The organism is Cohnella xylanilytica, assembly GCF_014212175.1.
GTDB lineage: Bacteria > Bacillota > Bacilli > Paenibacillales > Paenibacillaceae > Cohnella > Cohnella xylanilytica.
Genome location: NZ_JACJVR010000059.1, coordinates 72415 through 93161, shown reverse-complemented (window position 1 = coordinate 93161; position 20747 = coordinate 72415). Strand labels below are relative to the sequence as shown.

19 protein-coding genes are annotated in these 20747 nt (G+C 60.1%); 4 read left to right on the top strand and 15 right to left on the bottom strand.

The features are described from left to right. Positions 1 to 67 precede the first annotated feature (67 nt). Together H7B90_RS15535 and H7B90_RS15530 are read right to left on the bottom strand one after the other, a co-directional pair. Positions 68 to 1108 carry an NADH:flavin oxidoreductase gene (locus H7B90_RS15535; protein ID WP_185136803.1) on the bottom strand — a complete coding sequence of 347 codons (1041 nt, stop codon included), beginning with the start codon at positions 1106 to 1108 and terminating at the stop codon, positions 68 to 70. 717 nt (positions 1109 to 1825) lie between these two features. Continuing rightward, entirely contained in the window at positions 1826 to 2416 is a 591-nt protein-coding gene (locus H7B90_RS15530) for a TetR/AcrR family transcriptional regulator (protein ID WP_185136802.1), read from the bottom strand. Positions 2417 to 2623: 207 nt separating this feature from the next. Here H7B90_RS15530 and H7B90_RS15525 point away from each other — a divergent pair, with 207 nt between their 5' ends. Further along, positions 2624 to 2938 carry a carbohydrate-binding protein gene (locus H7B90_RS15525; protein WP_185136801.1) on the top strand — a complete coding sequence of 105 codons (315 nt, stop codon included), beginning with the start codon at positions 2624 to 2626 and terminating at the stop codon, positions 2936 to 2938. A gap of 66 nt (positions 2939 to 3004) precedes the next feature. On the opposite strand, the gene H7B90_RS33425 is transcribed toward H7B90_RS15525, so the two are convergent. The 12 genes from H7B90_RS33425 to H7B90_RS15465 all read right to left on the bottom strand — a co-directional run bounded on the left by H7B90_RS33425 (position 3005) and on the right by H7B90_RS15465 (position 15757). Continuing rightward, positions 3005 to 4771, bottom strand: coding sequence for an asparaginase domain-containing protein (locus H7B90_RS33425; RefSeq protein ID WP_185136800.1), 1767 nt, complete (start codon positions 4769 to 4771; stop codon positions 3005 to 3007). A 25-nt stretch (positions 4772 to 4796) separates the two neighbouring features. Further along, positions 4797 to 5027 (bottom strand): hypothetical protein, encoded by a 231-nt coding sequence (locus H7B90_RS32980; RefSeq protein WP_376701735.1) that lies wholly within the window; start codon positions 5025 to 5027, stop codon positions 4797 to 4799. Beyond that, on the bottom strand, positions 4945 to 7137 hold the full coding sequence (gene nirB, locus H7B90_RS15510) for a nitrite reductase large subunit NirB (protein WP_185136798.1): 2193 nt from the start codon (positions 7135 to 7137) through the stop codon (positions 4945 to 4947). Before nirB ends, H7B90_RS32980 begins: the two co-directional genes overlap by 83 nt. Positions 7138 to 7233: 96 nt before the next feature. Then, complete coding sequence (locus tag H7B90_RS15505) at positions 7234 to 7911, bottom strand: DUF4166 domain-containing protein (RefSeq protein WP_185136797.1); 678 nt, start codon at positions 7909 to 7911, stop codon at positions 7234 to 7236. Beyond that, positions 7877 to 8845 carry a DoxX-like family protein gene (locus H7B90_RS15500; protein WP_185136796.1) on the bottom strand — a complete coding sequence of 323 codons (969 nt, stop codon included), beginning with the start codon at positions 8843 to 8845 and terminating at the stop codon, positions 7877 to 7879. The genes H7B90_RS15505 and H7B90_RS15500 overlap by 35 nt, the downstream gene beginning before the upstream one ends. Further along, a complete protein-coding gene (locus tag H7B90_RS15495; RefSeq protein ID WP_185136795.1) occupies positions 8842 to 9297 on the bottom strand; it encodes a thiol-disulfide oxidoreductase DCC family protein in 456 nt (151 codons plus the stop codon). The genes H7B90_RS15500 and H7B90_RS15495 overlap by 4 nt, the downstream gene beginning before the upstream one ends. Positions 9298 to 9423: 126 nt before the next feature. Beyond that, on the bottom strand, positions 9424 to 10068 hold the full coding sequence (locus H7B90_RS15490; RefSeq protein ID WP_185136794.1) for a response regulator transcription factor: 645 nt from the start codon (positions 10066 to 10068) through the stop codon (positions 9424 to 9426). Beyond that, the gene (locus tag H7B90_RS15485; protein ID WP_185136793.1) at positions 10028 to 11410 is read right to left on the bottom strand and encodes a sensor histidine kinase; all 1383 of its coding nucleotides are present in this window, start codon (positions 11408 to 11410) and stop codon (positions 10028 to 10030) included. The genes H7B90_RS15490 and H7B90_RS15485 overlap by 41 nt, the downstream gene beginning before the upstream one ends. Before the next feature lie 150 nt (positions 11411 to 11560). Further along, positions 11561 to 12355: an SDR family NAD(P)-dependent oxidoreductase gene (locus H7B90_RS15480; protein ID WP_185136792.1), complete on the bottom strand. Its 795-nt coding sequence runs from the start codon at positions 12353 to 12355 to the stop codon at positions 11561 to 11563. A gap of 70 nt (positions 12356 to 12425) precedes the next feature. Further along, entirely contained in the window at positions 12426 to 13469 is a 1044-nt protein-coding gene (locus H7B90_RS15475; protein ID WP_185136791.1) for an AraC family transcriptional regulator, read from the bottom strand. 13 nt (positions 13470 to 13482) lie between these two features. Beyond that, positions 13483 to 14766, bottom strand: a complete 1284-nt coding sequence (locus H7B90_RS15470; protein ID WP_185136790.1) for a hemolysin family protein — start codon at positions 14764 to 14766, stop codon at positions 13483 to 13485. A 100-nt stretch (positions 14767 to 14866) separates the two neighbouring features. Further along, positions 14867 to 15757 (bottom strand): hypothetical protein, encoded by an 891-nt coding sequence (locus H7B90_RS15465; RefSeq protein ID WP_185136789.1) that lies wholly within the window; start codon positions 15755 to 15757, stop codon positions 14867 to 14869. A gap of 143 nt (positions 15758 to 15900) precedes the next feature. On the opposite strand from H7B90_RS15465, the gene H7B90_RS15460 reads away from it, so the two are divergent. The 3 genes from H7B90_RS15460 (at position 15901) to H7B90_RS15450 (ending at position 19774) form a co-directional block, all read left to right on the top strand. Continuing rightward, a complete protein-coding gene (locus tag H7B90_RS15460; RefSeq protein ID WP_185136788.1) occupies positions 15901 to 16737 on the top strand; it encodes a DUF92 domain-containing protein in 837 nt (278 codons plus the stop codon). Positions 16738 to 17694: 957 nt separating this feature from the next. Next, positions 17695 to 18504: a MerR family transcriptional regulator gene (locus tag H7B90_RS15455; RefSeq protein WP_185136787.1), complete on the top strand. Its 810-nt coding sequence runs from the start codon at positions 17695 to 17697 to the stop codon at positions 18502 to 18504. Positions 18505 to 18586: 82 nt separating this feature from the next. Beyond that, on the top strand, positions 18587 to 19774 hold the full coding sequence (locus H7B90_RS15450) for an MFS transporter (protein ID WP_185136786.1): 1188 nt from the start codon (positions 18587 to 18589) through the stop codon (positions 19772 to 19774). On the opposite strand, the gene H7B90_RS15445 is transcribed toward H7B90_RS15450, so the two are convergent. Continuing rightward, a complete protein-coding gene (locus H7B90_RS15445) occupies positions 19750 to 20730 on the bottom strand; it encodes an aldo/keto reductase (RefSeq protein WP_185136785.1) in 981 nt (326 codons plus the stop codon). The genes H7B90_RS15450 and H7B90_RS15445 overlap by 25 nt on opposite strands. Positions 20731 to 20747 lie beyond the last annotated feature (17 nt).

Genomic DNA, 20747 nt, shown 5'->3' with positions numbered 1-20747 from the left:
TCGATACCCCTTTCGTATCAGGTTAATGTAAGCCTGATCGCAGACCAGGAACGCCGGCATGAGGAATTTAATAGAGCGTTTGGACGGCCTCGGGTCGAAAAGGAATCAATTCGTCGAACCGGCCGTCGCGTATCTTGCTCGCCCAAGCGGGATCGGCCAATAACGCCCTGCCTACCGCCACCAGATCGAATTCTTGGCGCTCCAGCCTGTCGATCAGCCCGTCGAGCTTCGTAATGCCGGCTCCCTTCCCTTCCAGGAAGAGATTCATTACTTCGCCGTCCAATCCGACCGAACCGACCGCGATCGTCGGTTTGCCCGTCAGCTTCTTGGCCCATCCGGCCAAATTCAGCTCGGAGCCTTCGAATTCGGGCTCCCAGAACCGGCGGGTCGATAAGTGGAACAAGTCCACTCCCGCATCGGCCAGCGGGGCCAAGAGTCGTTCCAACAATTCCGGCGTTGGCGCTAATCGGGCCGCGAAGTCGCCCATCTTCCATTGCGAGAAGCGCAGCACGATAGGGAACTCCGGTCCGACGGCGCGGCGGGACGCTTCGATGACTTCCGCGGCGAAGCGGGTGCGCGCCTCCATATCGCCTCCGTAGCGATCCGAGCGCGGATTCGTTTTCTCCCACAGGAACTGATCGATCAAGAAGCCGTGTGCGCCATGCAATTCAATCCCGTCGAAGCCGATTCGCTTGGCCTCGGACGCGGCCTGCGCAAACGCTTGGACGATCGACGCGATCTCCGCTTCCGTATAATCGCCGACGTGCCCTCTCGCTCCCGCGTGCCAAATCTGCGGGATGATTCGTCCCCCCGCCTCATGCACCTCCGCAACCACGTTAGCCCAGCCTGCTAGCGCCGCTTCTCCGTACAGGCGAGGAACATTCTCTTGATTGCACGCGTCCGGATGATCGATCGCCGCGCCTTCCGTTATGATCAATCCGACGCCGTTCTCCGCCCTTCGCCGGTAATAAGCGGCTACATCCGGCCCCGGCACGCCGTCCGGAGCGAATTGCCGGGTCATCGGCGCCATTACGATGCGATTGGACAGCGTCAGCTTGCCGATCGTCAGGGGCTGGAATAAAGCTTGCACGGATTTCGAGTTCGTCATAGAAGGACCTCCATAGTAGTTCATAGATAATATTGGTTTTCAGAATTGAATTTACTTGACTGAATGGTCAATTACTCGGCAAAAAAAACCTGTTCGATTCTCTATCTCTAAGCATCACCCCTTTCTATCCACCTTTCTTGAACGCGTGGTCAAGTAAGGGGCAAAAAAATACGACGAATGTCCAATTTCACATACAGATTGGCGGGATCCAACGGGATTCTGTCTATTCCGGTTTCCGAAGGCGGGCGGTAGGGGCTAACGTGCGCTAACGGACCCTGGAGAAGGTAATTCGTTGGAAATGGGCGAATTTGAATTCTAACGGATCGTACAGACGTTATTTCGTTCCGGATGCCCGCATTTCCCCTCGATTGGCCGAAATAAGAACGCCTGGGTCCGTTAAATTTTCAAAATGGGCTTTTGGCGCTAAATAGCGACTCCCGAATCCGTTAGAGCTCGTACCGATGAACCCGTGGGATGGATTCCGATAGTAACGTCGATATTGGCATCCGAATCCAACGATTCCGGGACAAGTTCCGTTAGTCAAATGGTCATCCCAAGAAAAAAACGACGGATGATTATCTCCCTAACGAAAATGCTCTATTCGATTCTGTCTTGGACCCGTCTGCCTCGAGAAGACGCCTTGCTCGGGCTCGTCTCTCATCGTCCCCCAACCCAAGGAAGCGAAAGGCCGGCAATCCGGCCGTCGCTCTCCCGGCATCAAGTCTTCTCCGGAGCCATCAACGCAATGGTCGTGCGCATTACCGCATCGATATGCTCCTTCGAAGCCCCCGACTTCTCCATGATCTTCGCGCCGCTAATCGCGTTGTTCAGGAACGAGGCCAGCTCTTGACTGGTCAGGCGGTTCGTAATGAGCCTCTGATCCTGGCCGCTGCGGATGACCTCCTCGAGGAGCCGATGGACGTGCCCGGACATCAGATCGGCTTCGCGGTTCACTTCCGGGTCTTCGGCTCCGAATTCCAGAACGGAATTGACCATTAGACAGCCTCGGCGCATGGCTTCTTCGTTCGGAAAAAGCGCGGCTTCGCAAATGGCCTCGAGCTTCCGGATCGGGTGCGCCTCCCGGGAGGCCAATTCGTTCAGCAACTCTACGCTTTGTTCGCGATACAAGGCCAACGCCTTCAAGAACAAGTCGCGCTTATCCTTGAATACGCCGTACAAGCTCTGCTTCTTCACCTTCGTCGTGCGCGTCAAATCCTCGTAGGAAGTCGATTTGAAGCCCTTCGCCCAGAAGACTTCCATAGCCTGGCACAGCGCACGGTCCACGTCGAATTCTCTTGGTCTGCTCATATGGGCATCATAATCGTTCTTGAACGCGAAGTCAAGAATGGATTTTCGGCTCGTTCGTTCGCGGGCACGATCTGTAAAATTATCATCCCTTTCTAAAAAACCAATACGATCGTCGGCCTGACGACCGCCGGATGGACGTTTAATTCCAGGGCGGGCATCCAGCGCAACGGCAGCGTCTTCTGCGCTTCCGACTATGCCCCTGAAGGATTGCAGACGGCCTACTTGAAGACGGACGGCGGCGTATCCGGAGAGTTCAGCCAGAGTCTGACGCTTGCCGCGGGCACGTATAAATTGAGCTTCAAGGCGGCGCAGCGCGCAAGCTTCGGGGGAGTCCAATCGTTCAACGTCCTGTTCGACAACGCGGCGATCGGAACCTTCACGCCGGCTTCCGGCACCTTCGCGACGTATACGACCAACAGCTCCGCGGCGACGGCCGGAAGCCATACGATCAAGTTCGCGGCGACGACGACGACCGGCGACAATACGGCGTTCATCGACGATATCGTCATCGGAGCCGCTTAATCCTCGCGCGGCGTACCGGGAACGAGCAAGGGCCATGATCGCAAGATCATGGCCCTCTTCTGCTCTTTAGTCTTGCAACAGCTTCACAAGAATCGCGACCGCTTCGGAGCGGCTAGCCGGGGCGTTCGAATCGAACCGGCCGTCGCTGCGTCCCGCTAGAAGCCCGTGCTCCTTCGCCGCTTTAATGCCGGCCGCGGCCCACTTCGGAATGTCCGCGTCGTCGGAGAACCCGGCTCCGGACGAAGCGTCGGCCGACAGCTCGTACTTCTTCGCCTTCGCGATCATGACGGCGAGCTCCGCGCGAGTGATCGGCGCGTCCGGCCGGAACGTTCCGTCCGCATAACCGGCCACGATTCCGGCCTTCACGGCTTGAGACACTTGAGCGGCAGCCCACTTGCCGATTCGCGCGCTGTCGGTAAACGTCAGCTCCCCGCCCGCGCTTGGCGCCTTCAGCGTATTGACGAGCATAACCGTGAACTCCGCCCGGGTCAAATTTTGATTCGGCTTAAACGTGCCGTCGGCGTACCCGGCGGCGATGCCGGCAGCCACGGCTTTCTCGATCGAAGCCTGCGCCCAGTGCCCGCCAATGTCGCTAAGCGCGGCCGGGTGAACGCCCCCTTCGCCCGGAACGCCTTCGGAAGCGTCCGCATTCCCGATATCCGCCTGGTCGACGTCTTGTCTGGCATACTCCGCGAACCAATCCTGGATCGTCTCGAAATCGTCGGAGAAGGCGAGCGAGAGAAGCAGCATGATGCGCGCGTGCTGCGGATTAAGGCTGTCTCCCGCGATAATGCCTTCGCCGCCTCCGTACATCGTGCCGGACCCGGTTCGGGTCGTCGTAACGAATACGACGCCTTGCTTGATCGCTTCCGCCCGCGCCGCGGCCATCTTCGAAGAGATGCCGCCGGCGCCCGTTCCCGCGGTGACGATTCCCTTGGCGCCTTCCGAGACCAGGCCTTCGATCCCGCCTCCTCCCGCCTCTTGGTAGGAATACGCGATCTCGACGAGCGGCAAGTCCTCCTTCTGAATCTTGGTCAGATCGAACGGCGTGGCCCACTCTGCCGTATTCGCCTTCAGGGCGCGACCGTTCAAGCGGTAGATCGAAATGTTATCCTGGTCGATGTATCCGAGATCGCCGAGCAGCGGCGAATGGAACGTATCGAGCCGGTGGGCGTTCGACTTGGTGACGTCGCGGGCCGCCTGAATTTCGTCGTTCAGCATGAGCACCGTTCCGTACCACTTCGTTTTGCCGCTGGCGGACAGCTTGATCGCGTTGTACAGATTGGCCGGCGCGTCCGTGCCGACGGAGTCCCACGGGCGCATGGAGCCGGTGATCACGACCGGCTTCTCGCTTCGCACCGTCAGGTCGAGGAAGTAGCCGATCTCCTCCATCGTGTCCGTCCCCGTGGTTACAACGACGCCGTCGTACGTCTTCAGCGCCTGGTCGACGGCCAGCGACAGATCGTACAGATCCGCGATCGCGTAGCCGCCGGAGCCCTTGTTGCCGAATTGGTAGTCCGCGACGTCCGCGATCTTCTCTTTGCCCGGCAGTTGGGACAGCATGTCTTTCATCAGAAAAGAACCGGCCTTGTAGGACTGGAAGTTGGTAGGATCTCCGTCGTTCACGTGCCCGGAGATCGTTCCTCCCGTCGCGATGACGAGGACGTTGGGCTTCGCGGTTTTGTCGATCGCCGCGACGTCCGGGATCGGGAACGGCTGGGCTCCGGCTGCCGACGCGACGGCTACGCCGGATAGAGGCACGGCGAGCAGAGCGGCGCTTAACGCCGAGAGAAGAACTTTCTTGCTGAACTTGTTGGTGGCTATCGATGTCATGGGCTCTTGCCTCCTGTCTCCTCGATCATTGGACGGCGACGTTCTGCGCGGCGTATTTGGCGAACCAGGATTGAATGACGGCTTGATCGTCGGAGAAGGCGAGCGATAGCAGCAACATGATGCGGGCGTGCTGCGGATTAAGGCTGTCGCCGGCGATGATGCCTTCGCCGCCCTCATACATCGTGCCGGAGCCCGTTCTTGTCGTCGTGACGAACAGGACGCCTTGCTTGATCGCTTCCGTCCGCGCCGCGGCCATCTTCGAAGAGATGCCGCCCGCGGTCCTTCGTTCCCGACTCGGCGCAGTTGCGGGGGCAGCCGTTCACCGCCATCTTGAACTTCGCGGGCATCCACAGCCTCTCGAACTTCTTCTCGAGCCGGATTCCCATCTCGATCGAATCCTGGGTGCCGAAGCGGCAGAAGCGAGAGCCGACGCACGTCTTCACCGTGCGCAGCGCCTTGGCGTAGCCGTAACCCGAGGGCAGGCCGAGCTCTTCCCAGATCGCCGGAAGGTCCTTCTTCTCCACGCCGAGCAGGTCGATACGCTGGCCGCCGGTCACCTTCACCATCTTCACGCTGTATTTGTCGGCGACGTCGGCGATCGTACGGAGCTGTTCCGGCGAAGTCACCCCGCCGTACATGCGGGGAATGACGCTGAACGTGCCGTCCTTCTGGATATTGGCGTGGAGGCGTTCGTTGACGAACCGCGAATCGCGCTCGTCCTCATGCTCGGCCGGCCATATCAGGCCGAGATAGTAGTTGACCGCGGGCCGGCATTTCGAGCAGCCTTCGGGATTCCGCCAGTCCATGACCGCCATTACTTCGCGAACGCTCGTCAGGCGCTTCTCCCGGATCGCGGCGACGATCTCTTCCCGGTCGTGGCTCGTGCAGCCGCATATCCCTTGCTTCGGCGCGTCCTGCTCCCGGAAGCCGTCGCCGAGAACGAGCTGCAGCAGCTGCTCCACGACCGGCTTGCAGCCGCCGCAAGATCTCGTCGCGCCGGTGCGCGCCTTGATCGCGTCCACCGTCGTCAGGCCGTCCTCCCGGATGACCCGTATGATGGCTCCCTTCGTTACGCCGTTGCAGCCGCAGACGATCTCGTCGTCGGCCATGCCTTGAACGGCGGCGATTCCCTTGTCCGTTCCTCCGCGGCAGCCTTCGCCTTCGCCGAACAGCTGACCGTACCGCTCTTCGGTCATCTCCGCCCCTTCGCGAATGAGCTTGGTCAACTGCGGCGCATCCGTCGCGTCCCCGTACAGGACGGCGCCGACGATCCGGTTGCCGCGCAGCAGCACCTTCTTGTATACGCCTCGCCATTCGTCCTGCCGGCGAAGCACCCGATGATCGGCGGTCTCCTCGTATTCGCCCGCCGAGAACACGTCCACGCCGGAGATCTTGAGCTTGGTCGATACCGACGATCCCGCGTACGGCTCCGTCGGCGCTCCGGCCAAATGCTTGGCCAGGACGGCCCCTTGTTCGAACAAGGGGGCGACCAGGCCGTAGCAGACGCCCCGATGCTCGCAGCATTCTCCGACCGCGTACACGTCCGGCGCGCTCGTGCGCATGTAATCGTCTACGACGATGCCCCGTCCGACTTCGATTCCGCTCGCTCTGGCCCATTCGGCGTTCGGCACGATGCCGGCGGCCATCACGACCAATTGCGCCGCGAGCTCGGTTCCGTCTTCGAATCGCAAGCCGGCGACCTCTCCGTCTCCGAACAGCTCCGTCGTCTTCGTCTCCATCCGGAACCGGATCCCTTGCCGCTCCAGCTCCGCCTTCAGCATACCGGCGGCGGCGCGGTCGAGCTGACGCTCCATCAGCGTGTCCATCAGATGCACGACCGTGGTCTCCATCCCGAGCTGAACGAGACCCTTCGCCGCCTCCAGTCCGAGCAGCCCGCCGCCGATGACGGCGGCCTGCCTCGCCCGCTTCGACGCTTCGATCATGGCGCTGCAGTCCGCGATATCGCGGAAGCCGACGACGCCCGCAAGGTGCGCTCCCGGCACCGGAAGAACGAACGGCCTCGAACCGGTGGCGATGATCAGCACGTCGTACGCGGCGCTGTCTCCGTCGCTCGTATAGAGCCGTTTCGCTTCCGTATCGATCCGGACGACCTTGGTTCCCGTATGAAGCTCGATGCCGTTGTCTTCGTACCACTTCCGGTCGTTCAGGACGATCTCGTCGATCGTCTTGCTGCCTTCCAGTACGTAGGACAACTGAATCCGGTTATAATTCGGGTACGGCTCCTCGCCGTAGACGGCGATGTCGAAGGAATTCGTTAATTTGAGCAATTGCTCCAACGCGTTGATCCCGGCCATGCCGTTGCCGATCAGAGCCAGCTTGCGCCGATGGTTCGCTTGATCCGTCATATGAGGCTCCACCCCTTGCTTGTATCGTGTGGACTCATTATAACGGAGGCTCCGCGGCATGCCTGTGACCTCGATCACGGGCCGATAAATCCGCCCCTACTCGCGCTTCTCCTCCCGAAGCGGCAGGACGTCCATCGGGATAAACCCGGGAGGCGTCTCGACAAGCCGCGCCTGAAAGGACCCCTTATATTGAAAAACGGTCCCCACAATCGGATTGTTCACCTCGACCGTAATCCGGTAGCGATCCGCTTCGTCGTCGAACCATTCGACGACGTCGGCGATTCCGGACAGCTTCATGGGACATCGGAATTGCAGCAGCCCCTCGTAAAACCGCTGCTCTCCCGAGCGAATCCGGATGCCGCCGTTCGGTGCCGCCGATACCTGCAGGTCGACCGCCAGATGCTGCTTGTTGCCCAAGTAATCGACGATCCTCTCGCGCCGCTTGCTGTAGATCATGGTAGCGTCGAACCGCCGAATGGCGTTCGGGAACTTGAACTTGCGGACCCAGGTGACCGTCTCTCTTCCGAATCGGTCGACGTACGCGTAGTTCTCGACCGTGAAGGGAATGTTCTCGCCGCCCTGCGGGAACATGATGTGACGCTTGGCTCCGACATAGAGCGGAATCGAGACCAGCCTGGAGAAGCGGATCCGTTCCATGACCCCGCAGCCGACGGAAGCGATGCGATCGTCGCTGCCGAAGCCGAACCGTTCTTGAATGCGGGGGTGAAGCTTGCGGAAGTCAGCCCCCAGCGCCCGTTCGTATATGGATGCCACGGCTGTCGCCCCCTCTCCCCGATCGGCCCGCCGGCATCCTTCTCAAGCAGCGGCCCGCGCGCGGAACATCGGTCGCCGTTATGGCTGCGACCAGACACATCGCCAACATCGGCAAGCTCAGCGTGAGCGGATTGAACGGCGCGGCCAGAAGCTTCGGGGAGCCGACAATCGCCGCGGCGGCAAGCGCTGCGAGCGACGCGCCCTGCAGCCGATAGATTCCCCTTCGGCGGTGCCCGACGACGGCCGCGATGCCAAGCGCGATCTCGGCCGCCCCCAACGCGGGCAACGCCGCGTCTTCGGCTCCCGGCATCAGGCCGGCGGCGCGGAACAGCTGAAGCTCTCCGGCTTCGGGGAACAGCAGCTTCGGCACCAGTCCCTCGTACAGCCATAACAGAACGAGCGCCCACGCGCTAATATAATGAACGACTGCGCGCTGAATGCTGACGGCCGGCGCGATGCCCCGCTCCAGCCAGATCCGCAGCGCGTCGAAGCTCCATGCCGTGGCGAACCCGAACAGCGGGCGGAACAGCAGCCGGTCGAACAGGCGGCCGATGCGGCCGAAGCGCACCTCGTAATCGAACTTCGTGCTGAACGTCACGCCGTTCCCGTTCGGCCGGTAGCGCCAATAGCCGCCTCCTCGGCGAATGAGCGATATCGCCTGATCGGAACCGAAGACAAGCGCGGACAGCCGCTCCCCCGAACCCGAAGAGATCCGGGACCGAGTCTCCCCGGTTCCCGCGATGTCGAGCCCGAAGCCGATTCTCGTCCGGTACAGGAACCGCTGCGGGTGTTCCGGCCGCTCCCTCGGAAGATAGTCGATATCGCTGAACCGCAGGTCCCATTGGCGGTGCAACTCCGGCTCCTGCGTATGCTTCCATAAACTCTCCATATCCGTTGCGATCTCCAGCTCCACGTAGATCGGCTTCGCTCTCATCCGTCGGCCTCCCCGTCCTTCAGCAATTGGTCCTTCAACCCTTCCGTCGGCATCAAGCAGGACTCGCTTCGTCCGAACCAGCGATACCTGCGCCTTGCCAAATAATCGTATGCCCAATCGCGCAGCGCGGCCGGGATCGCGATGCCGGCGAACAGCAGCGGCCACGGCCCGCCCAGTCTTCGGAACACCCGGAGCGCCGCTTCGGATTTGGTATAATACCGGCCGTTCTCGATCATGACGAACGTATCCGGTTCCCGCGTCGGCAGCCCTCCCCGCTCAAGCAGCCGGGTTCCGGCCGGCGACTGGATGGAGGCGAACCGGAAGACGCCCCGGCTGTCCCGCGCCGCCACGAATCGCGTGATTCGGCGGCATAAGAGGCAGGAGCCGTCCATGAGCAGAACGATCGGTTCAAGCCTCGATTCAAGCCTCAATTCAAGCCGCCGTTTTCCCATGGCGCTTCCCCCTTTCACACCCCCATTGTAGCCGGTCCTCCCGGCTAGCATCAGTTCCAACTTTCATAGGTCCGCGACGAATAGAGGTACTACGCCGCGTAGTACCCCTTCGTCCTCTTCCTGAGGTTATCGATTGTCCCGCTTGCGGAACAAGCCCTTGCGCCTCACCAGCTCCACGGCTTCCTTGCTGCTCTTCGCGCCGAGCTTCTTCAAGATCTTGTTGACCTGGTTCTTGAGCGTGCTCTCCGCCTTGTACAGCTTCCTCTCGATCTCGGATTGGGTGTACCCTTCCTCGATCAGCTCGTACACCTCGCGTTCCGCGGGGGTCAGCGCTTTAAGCTGTTCCTCTCTCTTCAGCCTGGCGAACTCTCTTAGCAGCGCGTCCATCGCGGCAGGATGCCGATGGGCGGTGCGAATGGCATGGGGCAGATCCTTGAACCGAGCCTTCTCGATATAATTGACCGCCCCGGCCGTGAAGGCCTGCGTCATAACCCGTTCGTCGGTCACCGACGTCAGCATGATGATTTTGGCGGGATGCCTCTCGTGAAGCTCGAGCGCGGCATAGATGCCTTCGCGGCCGCCCCCGGTCAGTTGAATATCCATGAGCGCGACGTCGAACGCGAGCGTGCCCGCCAGCCGAAGCGCTTCGTCCGCCGCGGTCGCGGCTCCGACGACGAGGATGTCGGGTTCGCTATTCAGATAGGACGTCATCGCTTTGATCCAGTCCGGATCATCCTCCACGATCAACACCCGGATCGGTTCCGCCTCCATCGTTCTCCCCCCTGTCCAGCCGGATCACCTTCTTGCGCGGGAATACGAGCGCCGCCGTCGTCCCCGCTCCTTCCCGGCTCGCCAGCTCCGCCGACCCTCCGAGCTCCCGCATGACTCGATAAACGTACGAGAGGCCGAGCCCGAAGTTGCCTTCTCGGTTTTTCGTGCTGTAGAACGGCTCGAACGCCTGCGCCGCCTCATCCGGCGGGATGCCCGGCCCATTGTCGGCGACCGTTAGCCGGACGCCGCGCCTCCCAGCTTCCAATCGCACTTCGATTCGACCTTCGCCTTCGGGCGCCGCTTCGATCGCGTTGGCGAGCACATTGCCGAGCGCTTCCCGAAGATGGACGGGATCGGCCATGACGGTCGGCCGGCAGCCGGCATGATAGCCGATCTTTATCGTTCGGCCCTGCAGCCTCTCGCGATATTCCAGAACGACGTTCGCGGCCAGCTCGTCCAGCCGCACGGGAGTCTCGCGAAGGACGATATCCTTCGTCCGGCTATGGATTCGGCTTACCATCGCGTGCATATGATCGGAAGCGCGCTCGATCATCCTCACATGCTGGAGCGCTTCTTCGCCGCCGTCTTCCGCCAGCGTCTTCCGTAAATTTTCCGCGCTGATGGCGATTTTTCCGATTTCGTTTTTGATCGTGTGATTCAATAGATTCGTTCCCGAACGAGCCGTCTTCATGGCGCTCTCCAACGGATCCCGCTCGATGCGCAGCTTCACCCCGAGCACCCCGTAGACGAACGCGAACAACAAACCCGCCGCCAGGGAGTAGAAGATGAACACGGACACGTATTTAAAAAAAGGGAAGTCGGGCGCGACGGCTTGGGCCGCGTAGATCAAGACGAGCACCGCGAGCAGCGTCGGCACGAAGATAACGGTCGTGACGAATCGGCTTCGCCTTCGGGCAGCGTTCTTCTCCCGCCACAGGGACGCCAGCAGAAGCAAACAAGACAGTAGAAGATAAGGCCCGCACCAGGCCAGTAGAAGCCAGTCATCCAGATGGAACTCCGGCCCGGTCAACCCGACGGCCGCCATGACGGGAATCGGCAGGAATAGCAGCCATTGCAGCAGCGCGACAAGCTTCCTCCGCCGATCAAGAAGGCCGGAATACACGATCGCGAATACGAGCACGCCGCAGGGAGTCGCCGTCAAATTCAGAAATTCGACCGCCTGCGCAGCGGTTGTCAGCCCCGCTTGCTTCATCGTATCGGAGAGTCCCCCGATCGAGGCGAATCCGAGGAAGAACGCCGCCCATCGGTTGGCGGGGCTCCGCGCGTTGACCGCCAGCAGGACGATCGCGGCGGCGAGCAAGGCGAAGAAATAATAGAGCATGGAATACCGTCCCGCATCCTAAGAGTCTCGAATTTATTGTCCGCGAGCCTGCGGCAATTGTCAAAGAAAGATTGCCGGAACTAAATAAAAATCCGCGCGTTGTGCGCGGATTTCGGAGATTCGGAGATCGCGTATTCGATGCGGCGCCCTTCAATAAATAGTCGGAACGAGTCCCCCGTCCATGCGGATCGGAGACCCTCTGAACGCGGACGCGTAAGGACTGCTTACGAACGCGGCCAACCGGCCGATCTCCATCGGCCTGATAAATCTGCGGAGCTCCGACTGAGGCAGCGTCGCGGCCATGAACCGCCTCTCTTTATCCTCGAACGCCATAGCTTCGTCCGGGTACATCCCGTCGACGATTCCATGCACCTTCTCGGAGAGAGTCGGCCCCGGCAAGATCGAATTGACGGTCACTTCCGTGCCTGCCGTTAGTTTGGACAAGCTTCTGGACAACGATAACAGCATGGTTTTGGTCATCGCATACTGGGGCATGTGACCCGAGGGCATAACGGCTTCTTCGCTCGCGATAAAAAGAATTCGGCCTTCATTCCGATCGAGCATTCCCGGCAAAAAAGCTCTGACCAGGGCGTTCGCCGCCAGAACGTTCGTACGGAAGTACGCTTCCCATACTTCATCGTCCGCGTCCTCGTATTTCATCATCTCATAGATCCCCATATTGTTAATGAGAATATCGATATGAGGGAATTTATCGAGCAGCGCTTCTCGTTCCCGGATATCCGCGATATCGGCGGCTGCGTTTTGCGGAGAAGTCTCCGGGAACGCGGTTTTGATTTCTCGTACCGTATGTTCAACCTCGTCGGCATGACGGCCGTTCACGAGCACATGAACCCCTTCTCTGGCAAGTTCAAGGGCGATCGCTTTGCCGATCCCCTTCGACGATCCCGTCACGAGCGCCGTCCGATTCGATAATCCCATATCCATGATGCATGTCTCCTTTATGTCCTTCGGATAGGCATTATGTTACCGGATTCGGACGGTTCCGTATTTGGCTTCAGGCGCCAAAAGGATTGCTCGTCCCGCCATGTTCGAGGCGCCAGTTCGCGGGGGTATCTCCTTCCCATTGACGGAAGGCGCGGTAGAACGAATTCAGGTCTTCATAGCCGACCCGATAGGCGACTTCTTTGATATCGACCGAAGGGTCGGCCAAGTACTCCCGAGCCTTCTCGTGACGGGCCGACGCCAATAGGCTCTTGAAGCTCGATCCTTCTTCCGCGAGCCGGCGCTGCAAGGTCCGATCGCTCATCCCCATCTCTTCGGCGACGGATTGAACGTCGGGCTTCCTTCCGCTAAGCTTGCGCTTCAAGAGCCCTTTGACCGTCTCGGGCAACGACCGGCTTCGCCGCCGCTCGTCCAGCATTCGGTCCAACGCGGGAGTCAGAATCTCGAGCAGCTCCGCGTTGTGCGAGACGAACGGGCGGTCCAAGTCGCGTCGAAGCAGCGTCAACCGGTTGGCTTCGGCTCCCGTCCGGACCCGGCACCCGAAGTAGGCTTCCAGCGCCCGTACGTCGCCCAGGTTCGCGGAGTGCGTCACTTCGACGAGCTTCGCCGTCAACGGGCGACCTGTTCCCCGGCGGCCGAACTCCAGAAGAGCGGCCAGCGTAGTCCCGACCAAGATCGGGGGACCGGGCCGCTCGGCATTCCCCCACTCCAGTTCGAGCGCGCAGGTCTCGCCCTCTTCCGCGACGCGCAAGCTCTCCGGCGGACACAGCTGCTTGTACCGCGCCATTCGGCGAAGAGCGTCGCGGAAGTCGCGGGCATGATAGGACGCCAAGACGGTCGGCGGATATTGCGCGGTCTCGAAGACGGTCGCAAGCTGAATGACGGCCTGGGCGGCGTCGCCGACGAGATCGGAATACGCTTGCCAGACCGCGTAATATTGGTCGACGGTAACTTCAATCGCTGCATCCGACCCGGAAGCCGGGTCGATCGGGAGACTCGCTTGGCGAAGGACGTCGCCGGCGGCGATTCCTAGCCCCCGCAAGCTCGCCCAGAACCCGGGCGGGATCGGTATGCGTTCGGAAGGTTTAAGCGTCATGCAGGTCATTCCTTTAAGCTTTCTTGACGATCTCGATTTTACGAATGCGGTGCTTGTCTTTCTCGCGGATCGTGAAGACGAGGCCGTCATAGCGCCACTCGCCTCCGACTTGCAATTCGGGTTGGCGGTTGTATAGCCATCCGCCGATGGAATCCACGTCCTCGTCTTCGATGCTCGAGCCGACGACCTGGTTCACTTCCTCGATCAGGGCCGTTCCTTCCACCAGGTATCGGTTAAGGCCGATCGATTCGATCTCGCGGCCTTCGTCCTTATCGAATTCGTCGCGAATCTCGCCGACGATCTCCTCCAGAATATCCTCGATCGTGATCATGCCGGAGGTTCCGCCGTATTCGTCCAGAAGCAGCGCCAGATGAACGTTCTCCTGCTGCATCTTGCGGAGCAGCGTCTTGACCGGCATCACCTCCGGCACGGCCATAACCGGTTGAACGAGCGATTGGTAGTCGAAGCCGGGATTGTTGTCGTAGCTGAGGAAGAACTGCTTCGTATTCACGACCCCGATAATATTGTCTTTGTCCCCCTTCGCGACGGGGAACCGCGTGTATTGCTCTTTTTTGATTATGCTCAGGTTCTCTTCCAACGATTTATCCGCGTACAGACAGACCATATCCGTACGGGGGACCATAATCTCGCGGGCGAGCAGCTCGTCGAAGGTAAAAATGCGGTTTACGTAGCCGAATTCGGTCTTGTTGATTTTCCCGCTATGATAGCTCTCGGACAGGATGATCCGGATCTCGTCTTCCGAATGGGCTTCTTCGTGTTCCTTGACCGGCTTCATGCCGAACAACCGGACGAACGAGCGGGCAGAGCCGTTCAACGCCCAGATGAAAGGATACATGATTCTGTAAATGTAAATGATAATCGGCGCGGTGAACAGAGCGACCTGCTCGGCCTTGAGTATAGCCGCGGTCTTCGGCGCCAGCTCTCCGAGCACCACGTGCAAATACGTCATGATAACGAAGGCGATCACGAAGGAGATCATGTGGCTGACGCTCTCGCTTATGGAGAAATACTGGAACGCCGGATAGAGCAGCTTCTCGATCGTGGGCTCTCCGAGCCAACCGAGTCCAAGCGCCGTTATCGTAATGCCAAGCTGGCAGGCCGATAGGTAAGCGTCCAGGTTCGAGGTGACTTTCCGCACCGCCAGCGCGTTCTTCTTCCCTTCCAGAACCAACTGATCGACCCGGCTGGACCGAAGCTTGACGATGGCGAATTCCGTCGCGACGAAGAAGGCCGTCAATAAGATGAGAAGCGCAACCAAAAACAGATTTAACGTCAATTGGATCTTCCTTTTCGAATTGGCATTTGTTTAATCTGTTTTTACGTTCCAGCCTATCGATTGGTTCCCGTCCGGTTCGGATTCGTGCGGCGTCCGTCATCTACAGGATCCGGCTGAACGACCGGAAATCGGCCAGGCGGCGTTCGGCCAGCCGATTCAGCTTCAGATAGCTGTAGGCGTATTTGTAAAAATGGCCGTGGCGGTTATCCGATAACGCGTGTTCCCAATAGGAAGGCTCCAGCGGATTCCATTCCGCTTCCTTGGACGGCGCGTCTTGCGGAGGCTCGGAAGTCTCGCGTTCGATCCGATTCGCATGGTTCAGGATGTCTACTCTTGTGAAAAAAGCTTCATCCAAAATATCCAGGCCGAATCCGGGATTCGCGAGCTTCAATTCCACGATGGCGTGGCCGTGGGTCAGGAGATGGCCGAGCTGCATATCGCCCTTCTCCATTCGGCTCGGCCGGTCGAAGCCGTGGAACAAGTCCAGCAAGGACGAGGAAGACAGCCGGAATCGCTCCGCCGTCCGTTCGATGCCGTCCGGATGAACGACCTTAGGTTCCCCGTTGACGGTCACGTACCCCGGCCCGGATGCCGCGAAGCCTTCCGCTATCGTCGACATGGCCCGATACAATTCGGCGGAACCGGGAATGCCGCCCGGGCCGCCTAGCAGATCCAAGATGTAAGAGGAGTAGATGACGTCATGACCGAGCGAGTTATTGGCCCTTCCGTTCCGAATCAGCCGAGCCAGCAAGCTTGGCCGGAATTCGCCATATTCCCGATCGATCCGATACGTCTCCGCGTTGGGATGGTCCTCCAAGATCTTCTCCAGATTGCGCCGGATTCCGCTCTCCAATTCGCCGGGAACCAGTCGGTCTTCCAGAAGGCGAATGAGAGCCAATGCGGCGCAAGCCCAATGGCCGTCCCAGATGTTGCTCCGGGAGGCTTCGATCATTTTCTGGCATGCCCAATGCTTGTAAGTCTCGCGATTCATCGCCGCCAACAGCCCCCTCTCGCGGATAGACGATCATCTTGCGAACCCGTTTATCTTCCCATGCGTTTATTTACTTTGTCAACGAATATGTATATTTAGTTGGCGATGGTATAATAAGGGGAAGTATCAGGAGGTGGCATGCGATGGAGTGGTTGATCGGCCTCGCCGGCAGCTCGGCGATCGCGGGGGCGGCCTACGCCAAGCGCTCTTTGTCCGGTTCCGGCTTGGCGGCCGCGGTGGCGCTCGGCACGACGATGTACGCGATCGGGAGCGCGATTTGGTTCGGTTCCCTCATCGCCTTCTTCCTATCGTCGACGTTGTGGTCCAAGTGGAAGAAGCGCGCGAAGACGGCGGCCGAGAGCGGCTATGAGAAAAGCGGGAGACGCGATGCCGGTCAGGTGTTCGCCAACGGAGGACTGGGGCTTCTGCTCTGCGCGGCGTATGGGGTATGGCCGCATCCGCTCTGGTGGTACGGCTTCCTCGGCGTCATGGCGGCGGTCGCCGCCGATACGTGGGCGACCGAGATCGGCGGGCTGAGCCGGACGCCGCCGAGATCGATCAAGACGGGGCGGCGCGTTCCTCCCGGGACGTCCGGCGGCGTCTCCCGCCTCGGCCTCGGCGCTTCGCTGGCGGGCGGCCTGTTCATCGGCGCCGCGGCGTGGACGCTGCTGGCCGCGGTACCCGGACAAGCCGCGCCGGATTCGATCGCGGCGGCCGCCAGGCCGGCCGTCTGGGTCGCCGTCGCCGGCGTGGCCGGCCTTATCGGTTCGCTCGCCGATTCGTGGATCGGCGCGACGTGGCAGCCCATGTACCGCTGCGAAGTCTGCGGACGCGAGATCGAAGCGGCCCGCCATTGCGGCCGCCCCGCCATGCGGATCCGCGGCCGCGCCGGCTGGAACAACGACGCCGTCAACGTCGCCGGCTCCGTCGCGGGCGGCGCGGCATCCGCCCTTCTGGCGCTGGCCTTCGGATTGGCCTGACGGAAAAGTTGAGACTGGCGCATGACGGATTTCGCCGAAGCTGGAGGTTAAGCCGCAAGCAGGCGGTTAACTTGTGTGATTTTTCGAATAGAATCACCGAAATCATCCATGCAGATGAGCTTTTGTATGATTTTTCATACAACCTTCGAACAAGATGCCTTATTAGAGAAGAATTTGTATGATTTTTCACACAACATTCGGGTTAAATGCCATTTCGAGAAGTGTTTTGTATGTTTTTTCGTACAAATTCAGGCAAAGCGCCTTCTCGACGCAGACGGGTCCAAATCAAAATCGATTAGGACAGTTCCGTTAGTGAAAGGGTCATCCGTAGAAACTAAAAGACGCGCTCGTCAGGGACGAATGCGTCGTGGTACCACCCTAGCTTCGATCGCCGATTCGCGTCGATCCTCCATCCGATTAACGGTCGGCGCCGGCAGCGGTTACTCATGTTCGCCGCTGCAGCTCGCAAGGCGGGAATGTGCCGTTCGGGGAGGACCTTGCACCGCGGGGGTCCCTCTCTGAGCCGCCGAGATCGATCTCATGGACCTTGCGGTGTCAAGCTTCTTTTCCCCCATAAATCACTTCCCTTAATAGATCCGTACACTTGCTCGGTATCGAATAGCCTTGCGATGGATGGGCCGTATCCACAAGCAAGGCCGTTCTCCCCGCTTCCTCCGCCAAGTTGCACGAATTTCTTCCGTATCCCATCTTCGACATTGAGGAAATACATCGAGCCGTAATCCAATTCGCCTTTTATTTTCTCGGCATGTCGGATAGAGCGCTGGAAAGCCTCCCTCACCCTTCTCCTACGCCTAACGTTTGCCTGTGCTAGAATAATTAGAAAAAACCTTTCGAGCTGCCGACATCGTTCCTTTGGTAATCGCTTGACTTTCCCCTGCTCTGGAAGGTGTATAGTGAGCCCGAGACGATCCTGATCCCAAGAAGGAGGATGAGTACATGTTCAAAATCAGCGAATTCGCCAAGCTGAGCCAGGTTCCGCCGAAGACGCTTCGATTCTACGATCAACTGGGGCTGCTGAGACCGGCGCATATCGATCCGCAGACCGGCTACCGCTATTATACGAGCGAACAGCTTCTCGTCCTTCACCGAATTCTGGCGTTCAAGGATCTCGGGTTCTCGCTGGATCAGATCAAAGGTCTTCTCCGCGAACGGATCTCTTCGGCTGAAGTGCGAGGCATGTTCCGAATGAAGCAAGCCGAGACGCAGACGATGATCCGAACCGAACTCGAACGGCTTCGGCGCATCGAAGCGCGGCTTGAACAGATCGAGCGCGGGGAAGCCGACGATTCGCCGTACGACGTCGTCGTCAAACGCGTCGAACCGATGAAGGCGATCACGCTGGAAGCCGTCACGGCCCGATCCGACATCCCGGATCTATTGGACGAAGTCGACGCCTATATGCGGCGGAACGGCGCGTCCGGAACGTTCCCTCGCATTGTCGTCTGGCACGGCTGTCCGGAGTGCGAGAGCAACATCCAACTGGAGATCGCTTGCCCGATCAACGGAGACATGCCCGAGACCGGCCGCTTCCGGGTCAAGCGGCTGCCGGAGATGGTCGCCGCGTCGGTAACCCATATCAGCAGGCCGGATCTGGACTCTCCGGTCAGCCTCGATCTGGGCCGATGGATCGAACGGAACGGCTACGAGATCCGGCCGGACACTCCCAGCCGGGAAGTGTATTTATCACCGCGCGAAGACGGCGAAGGCCAGTACGTGACCGAGAGTTTAATGCCATTAATTTATTGATTGTTAATGCAATTAAATATATGAATGGTGGTTCTCCGAAGAGACAGGATCGTCTCCACTCTTTGACAAGGGGATCATCAGAATGACCAAGACTAAGACTAAAAACGACAAGAAGAACGACATGACGTTGTGGCTGTTAACCGTTGCGATATTCGCGATCGGCTCGGCCGAGCTGCTGCCGATGGGGCTTCTGCTTCCGATCGCCGAAGATACGGGAGTATCGATCGCAAGGGCGGGCATGCTCGTGACCGCTTACGCGCTGGCCGTTGTCGTCGGCGGCCCCGTGCTCACCGCCGTCTTCGGTTCGCTGAGCCGCAAGACGACGCTCGCGATCTTCGTCTCGGTCTTCGCAGCCGGAAGCGCGCTCAGCGCCTTCGCGTTATCGTACGAGTGGTTGCTGGTCGGGCGGGTCGCCAGCGCACTCGCGCAAGGCGTCCTGTTCGGAGCGATCGTCGTGATGGCGAAGGATTTGGCGGCTCCCGGGAAGGAAGGCCGCAATATCGCCCTGGTCGGTTCGGGGTTGACCGTAGCGGTCGTTCTCGGCTCGCCTCTTGGCACGCTGGCGGGCGAACAGTTCGGCTGGCGCGTCCCGTTCATGGCCGTGGGCCTGCTCGCGCTTGGAGTGTTGCTTGGCCTTAGGAGCGTTCCCGCCGTGCGAATAAGCGAGCCGGTTCCGATGGCGGATCAACTCCGAATCGTATCCGGCCGCTCCTTCCTATTGGCGCTGCTCGTGACGGTGTTCGGTACCGGCGGGACCTTCGCCGCCCTCACTTACATCGCGCCGATCCTGGAACGCAATGCGGGAGTATCGGGCGGGACGGTGTCCGCCGTTCTTCTCGTATTCGGCGTCGGCTCCGTAGCGGGGAATTGGTTCGGAGGCCGGATGGCCGACCGGCGGCTCTACCCCGCCTTGTTGGGAGGCTTGTTGTCGCTAAGCGCTTCGATGGCGCTGTTTGCATGGGCGAGCCGCGATACGGTCGCGGCGTTCCTGACGGCTCTCTTATGGGGCGCCGCCGCGTACAGCATCATGACTCCGCTCAACATCCAAGTGCTGCGGCGGGCGAAGTCCGCGCAAGAGCTCGCGTCCACGCTCAACATCTCCGCGTTTAACTTGGGCAATGCGTTAGGCTCCTTCGCGGGCGGGGCCGTCATCGACAGCCCGCTCGGCCTCTCGGCCGTCCCCTGGTGCGCCGCTCTGATCACGCTTGTCGGCCTCGGCCTTGCGATCTTCAGCGCCAGGGCGGATCAGAGGGCTCCGACGACCGGATGAGGGATGTACGGTTCTTCCAGCGACTCGATCTCTTCCGGCGTCAGCTTCAACTCCAGGGCGGCTGCGGAGTCTTCGAGATGGGACAGCTTCGTGGCGCCGACGATCGGGGCCGTTACCGGTTCTTTTTGCAGGACCCAGGCAAGGGCAACCTGGGACCGGGGAACGCCCCGCCGCTCCGCGATGGCGGCCACGCGCTCGACGATCAGCCTGTCCTTGTCGGCCATCGCGTCGTACTTCGACTTCTGGACCCGATCGGTCTCCGACCGATGCGTGGACTCCGACGCATCGCGCGTCAACCTCCCGGATGCCAACGGACTATAGGGAATGACGGCGATCTTCTCTTCCTTGCACAGAGGCAGCATCTCCCGCTCCTCTTCGCGATAGATCAGGTTGAGATGGTTCTGCATCGATACGAATCGGGTCCACCCGTTCTTTTCCGCGACGTGCAGCGCCTTCATGAATTGCCAGGCGTACATGGCGGATGCGCCGATGTACCGCGCCTTCCCCGCTTTGACGACGTCATGGAGAGCTTCCATCGTCTCTTCGATCGGCGTGCGATAATCCCATCGATGGATTTGATATAGGTCCACGTAATCGGTGCCCAGTCGCTTCAGACTCTTGTCGATCTCGCTCAGGATCGCCTTGCGGGACAGTCCCGCTCCGTTCGGTCCTTGGCTCATGGGGAAGTAGACCTTGGTCGCGATGACGACCTCGTCCCGGTTGGCGAAGTCCTTCAAGGCTCGTCCGACGATCTCTTCGCTCGTCCCGTCGGAGTATACGTTGGCCGTATCGAAGAAGTTGATCCCCAGCTCCAGAGCCTTCTTGATAATCGGCCTGCTGCGCTCTTCGTCGATGACCCACGGGTGCATCCATCTCTCGGCCACTCCGAATCCCATGCATCCCAGACAGAGCCGCGAGACGTCCAGTCCGGTATTTCCAAGCTTCACGTATTCCATGCGCGAATCTTCCTTTC

What these genes read in the sequence shown, in the direction of transcription:
- H7B90_RS15535 (WP_185136803.1), bottom strand. Translation starts at nt 1,108, where the DNA reads ATGACGAACTCGAAATCCGTGCAAGCTTTATTCCAGCCCCTGACGATC.
- H7B90_RS15530 (WP_185136802.1), bottom strand. Translation starts at nt 2,416, where the DNA reads ATGAGCAGACCAAGAGAATTCGACGTGGACCGTGCGCTGTGCCAGGCT.
- H7B90_RS33425 (WP_185136800.1), bottom strand. Translation starts at nt 4,771, where the DNA reads ATGACATCGATAGCCACCAACAAGTTCAGCAAGAAAGTTCTTCTCTCG.
- H7B90_RS32980 (WP_376701735.1), bottom strand. Translation starts at nt 5,027, where the DNA reads ATGGCCGCGGCGCGGACGGAAGCGATCAAGCAAGGCGTCCTGTTCGTC.
- nirB (WP_185136798.1), bottom strand. Translation starts at nt 7,137, where the DNA reads ATGACGGATCAAGCGAACCATCGGCGCAAGCTGGCTCTGATCGGCAAC.
- H7B90_RS15500 (WP_185136796.1), bottom strand. Translation starts at nt 8,845, where the DNA reads ATGAGAGCGAAGCCGATCTACGTGGAGCTGGAGATCGCAACGGATATG.
- H7B90_RS15495 (WP_185136795.1), bottom strand. Translation starts at nt 9,297, where the DNA reads ATGGGAAAACGGCGGCTTGAATTGAGGCTTGAATCGAGGCTTGAACCG.
- H7B90_RS15490 (WP_185136794.1), bottom strand. Translation starts at nt 10,068, where the DNA reads ATGGAGGCGGAACCGATCCGGGTGTTGATCGTGGAGGATGATCCGGAC.
- H7B90_RS15485 (WP_185136793.1), bottom strand. Translation starts at nt 11,410, where the DNA reads ATGCTCTATTATTTCTTCGCCTTGCTCGCCGCCGCGATCGTCCTGCTG.
- H7B90_RS15480 (WP_185136792.1), bottom strand. Translation starts at nt 12,355, where the DNA reads ATGGATATGGGATTATCGAATCGGACGGCGCTCGTGACGGGATCGTCG.
- H7B90_RS15475 (WP_185136791.1), bottom strand. Translation starts at nt 13,469, where the DNA reads ATGACGCTTAAACCTTCCGAACGCATACCGATCCCGCCCGGGTTCTGG.
- H7B90_RS15465 (WP_185136789.1), bottom strand. Translation starts at nt 15,757, where the DNA reads ATGAATCGCGAGACTTACAAGCATTGGGCATGCCAGAAAATGATCGAA.
- H7B90_RS15460 (WP_185136788.1), top strand. Translation starts at nt 15,901, where the DNA reads ATGGAGTGGTTGATCGGCCTCGCCGGCAGCTCGGCGATCGCGGGGGCG.
- H7B90_RS15455 (WP_185136787.1), top strand. Translation starts at nt 17,695, where the DNA reads ATGTTCAAAATCAGCGAATTCGCCAAGCTGAGCCAGGTTCCGCCGAAG.
- H7B90_RS15450 (WP_185136786.1), top strand. Translation starts at nt 18,587, where the DNA reads ATGACCAAGACTAAGACTAAAAACGACAAGAAGAACGACATGACGTTG.
- H7B90_RS15445 (WP_185136785.1), bottom strand. Translation starts at nt 20,730, where the DNA reads ATGGAATACGTGAAGCTTGGAAATACCGGACTGGACGTCTCGCGGCTC.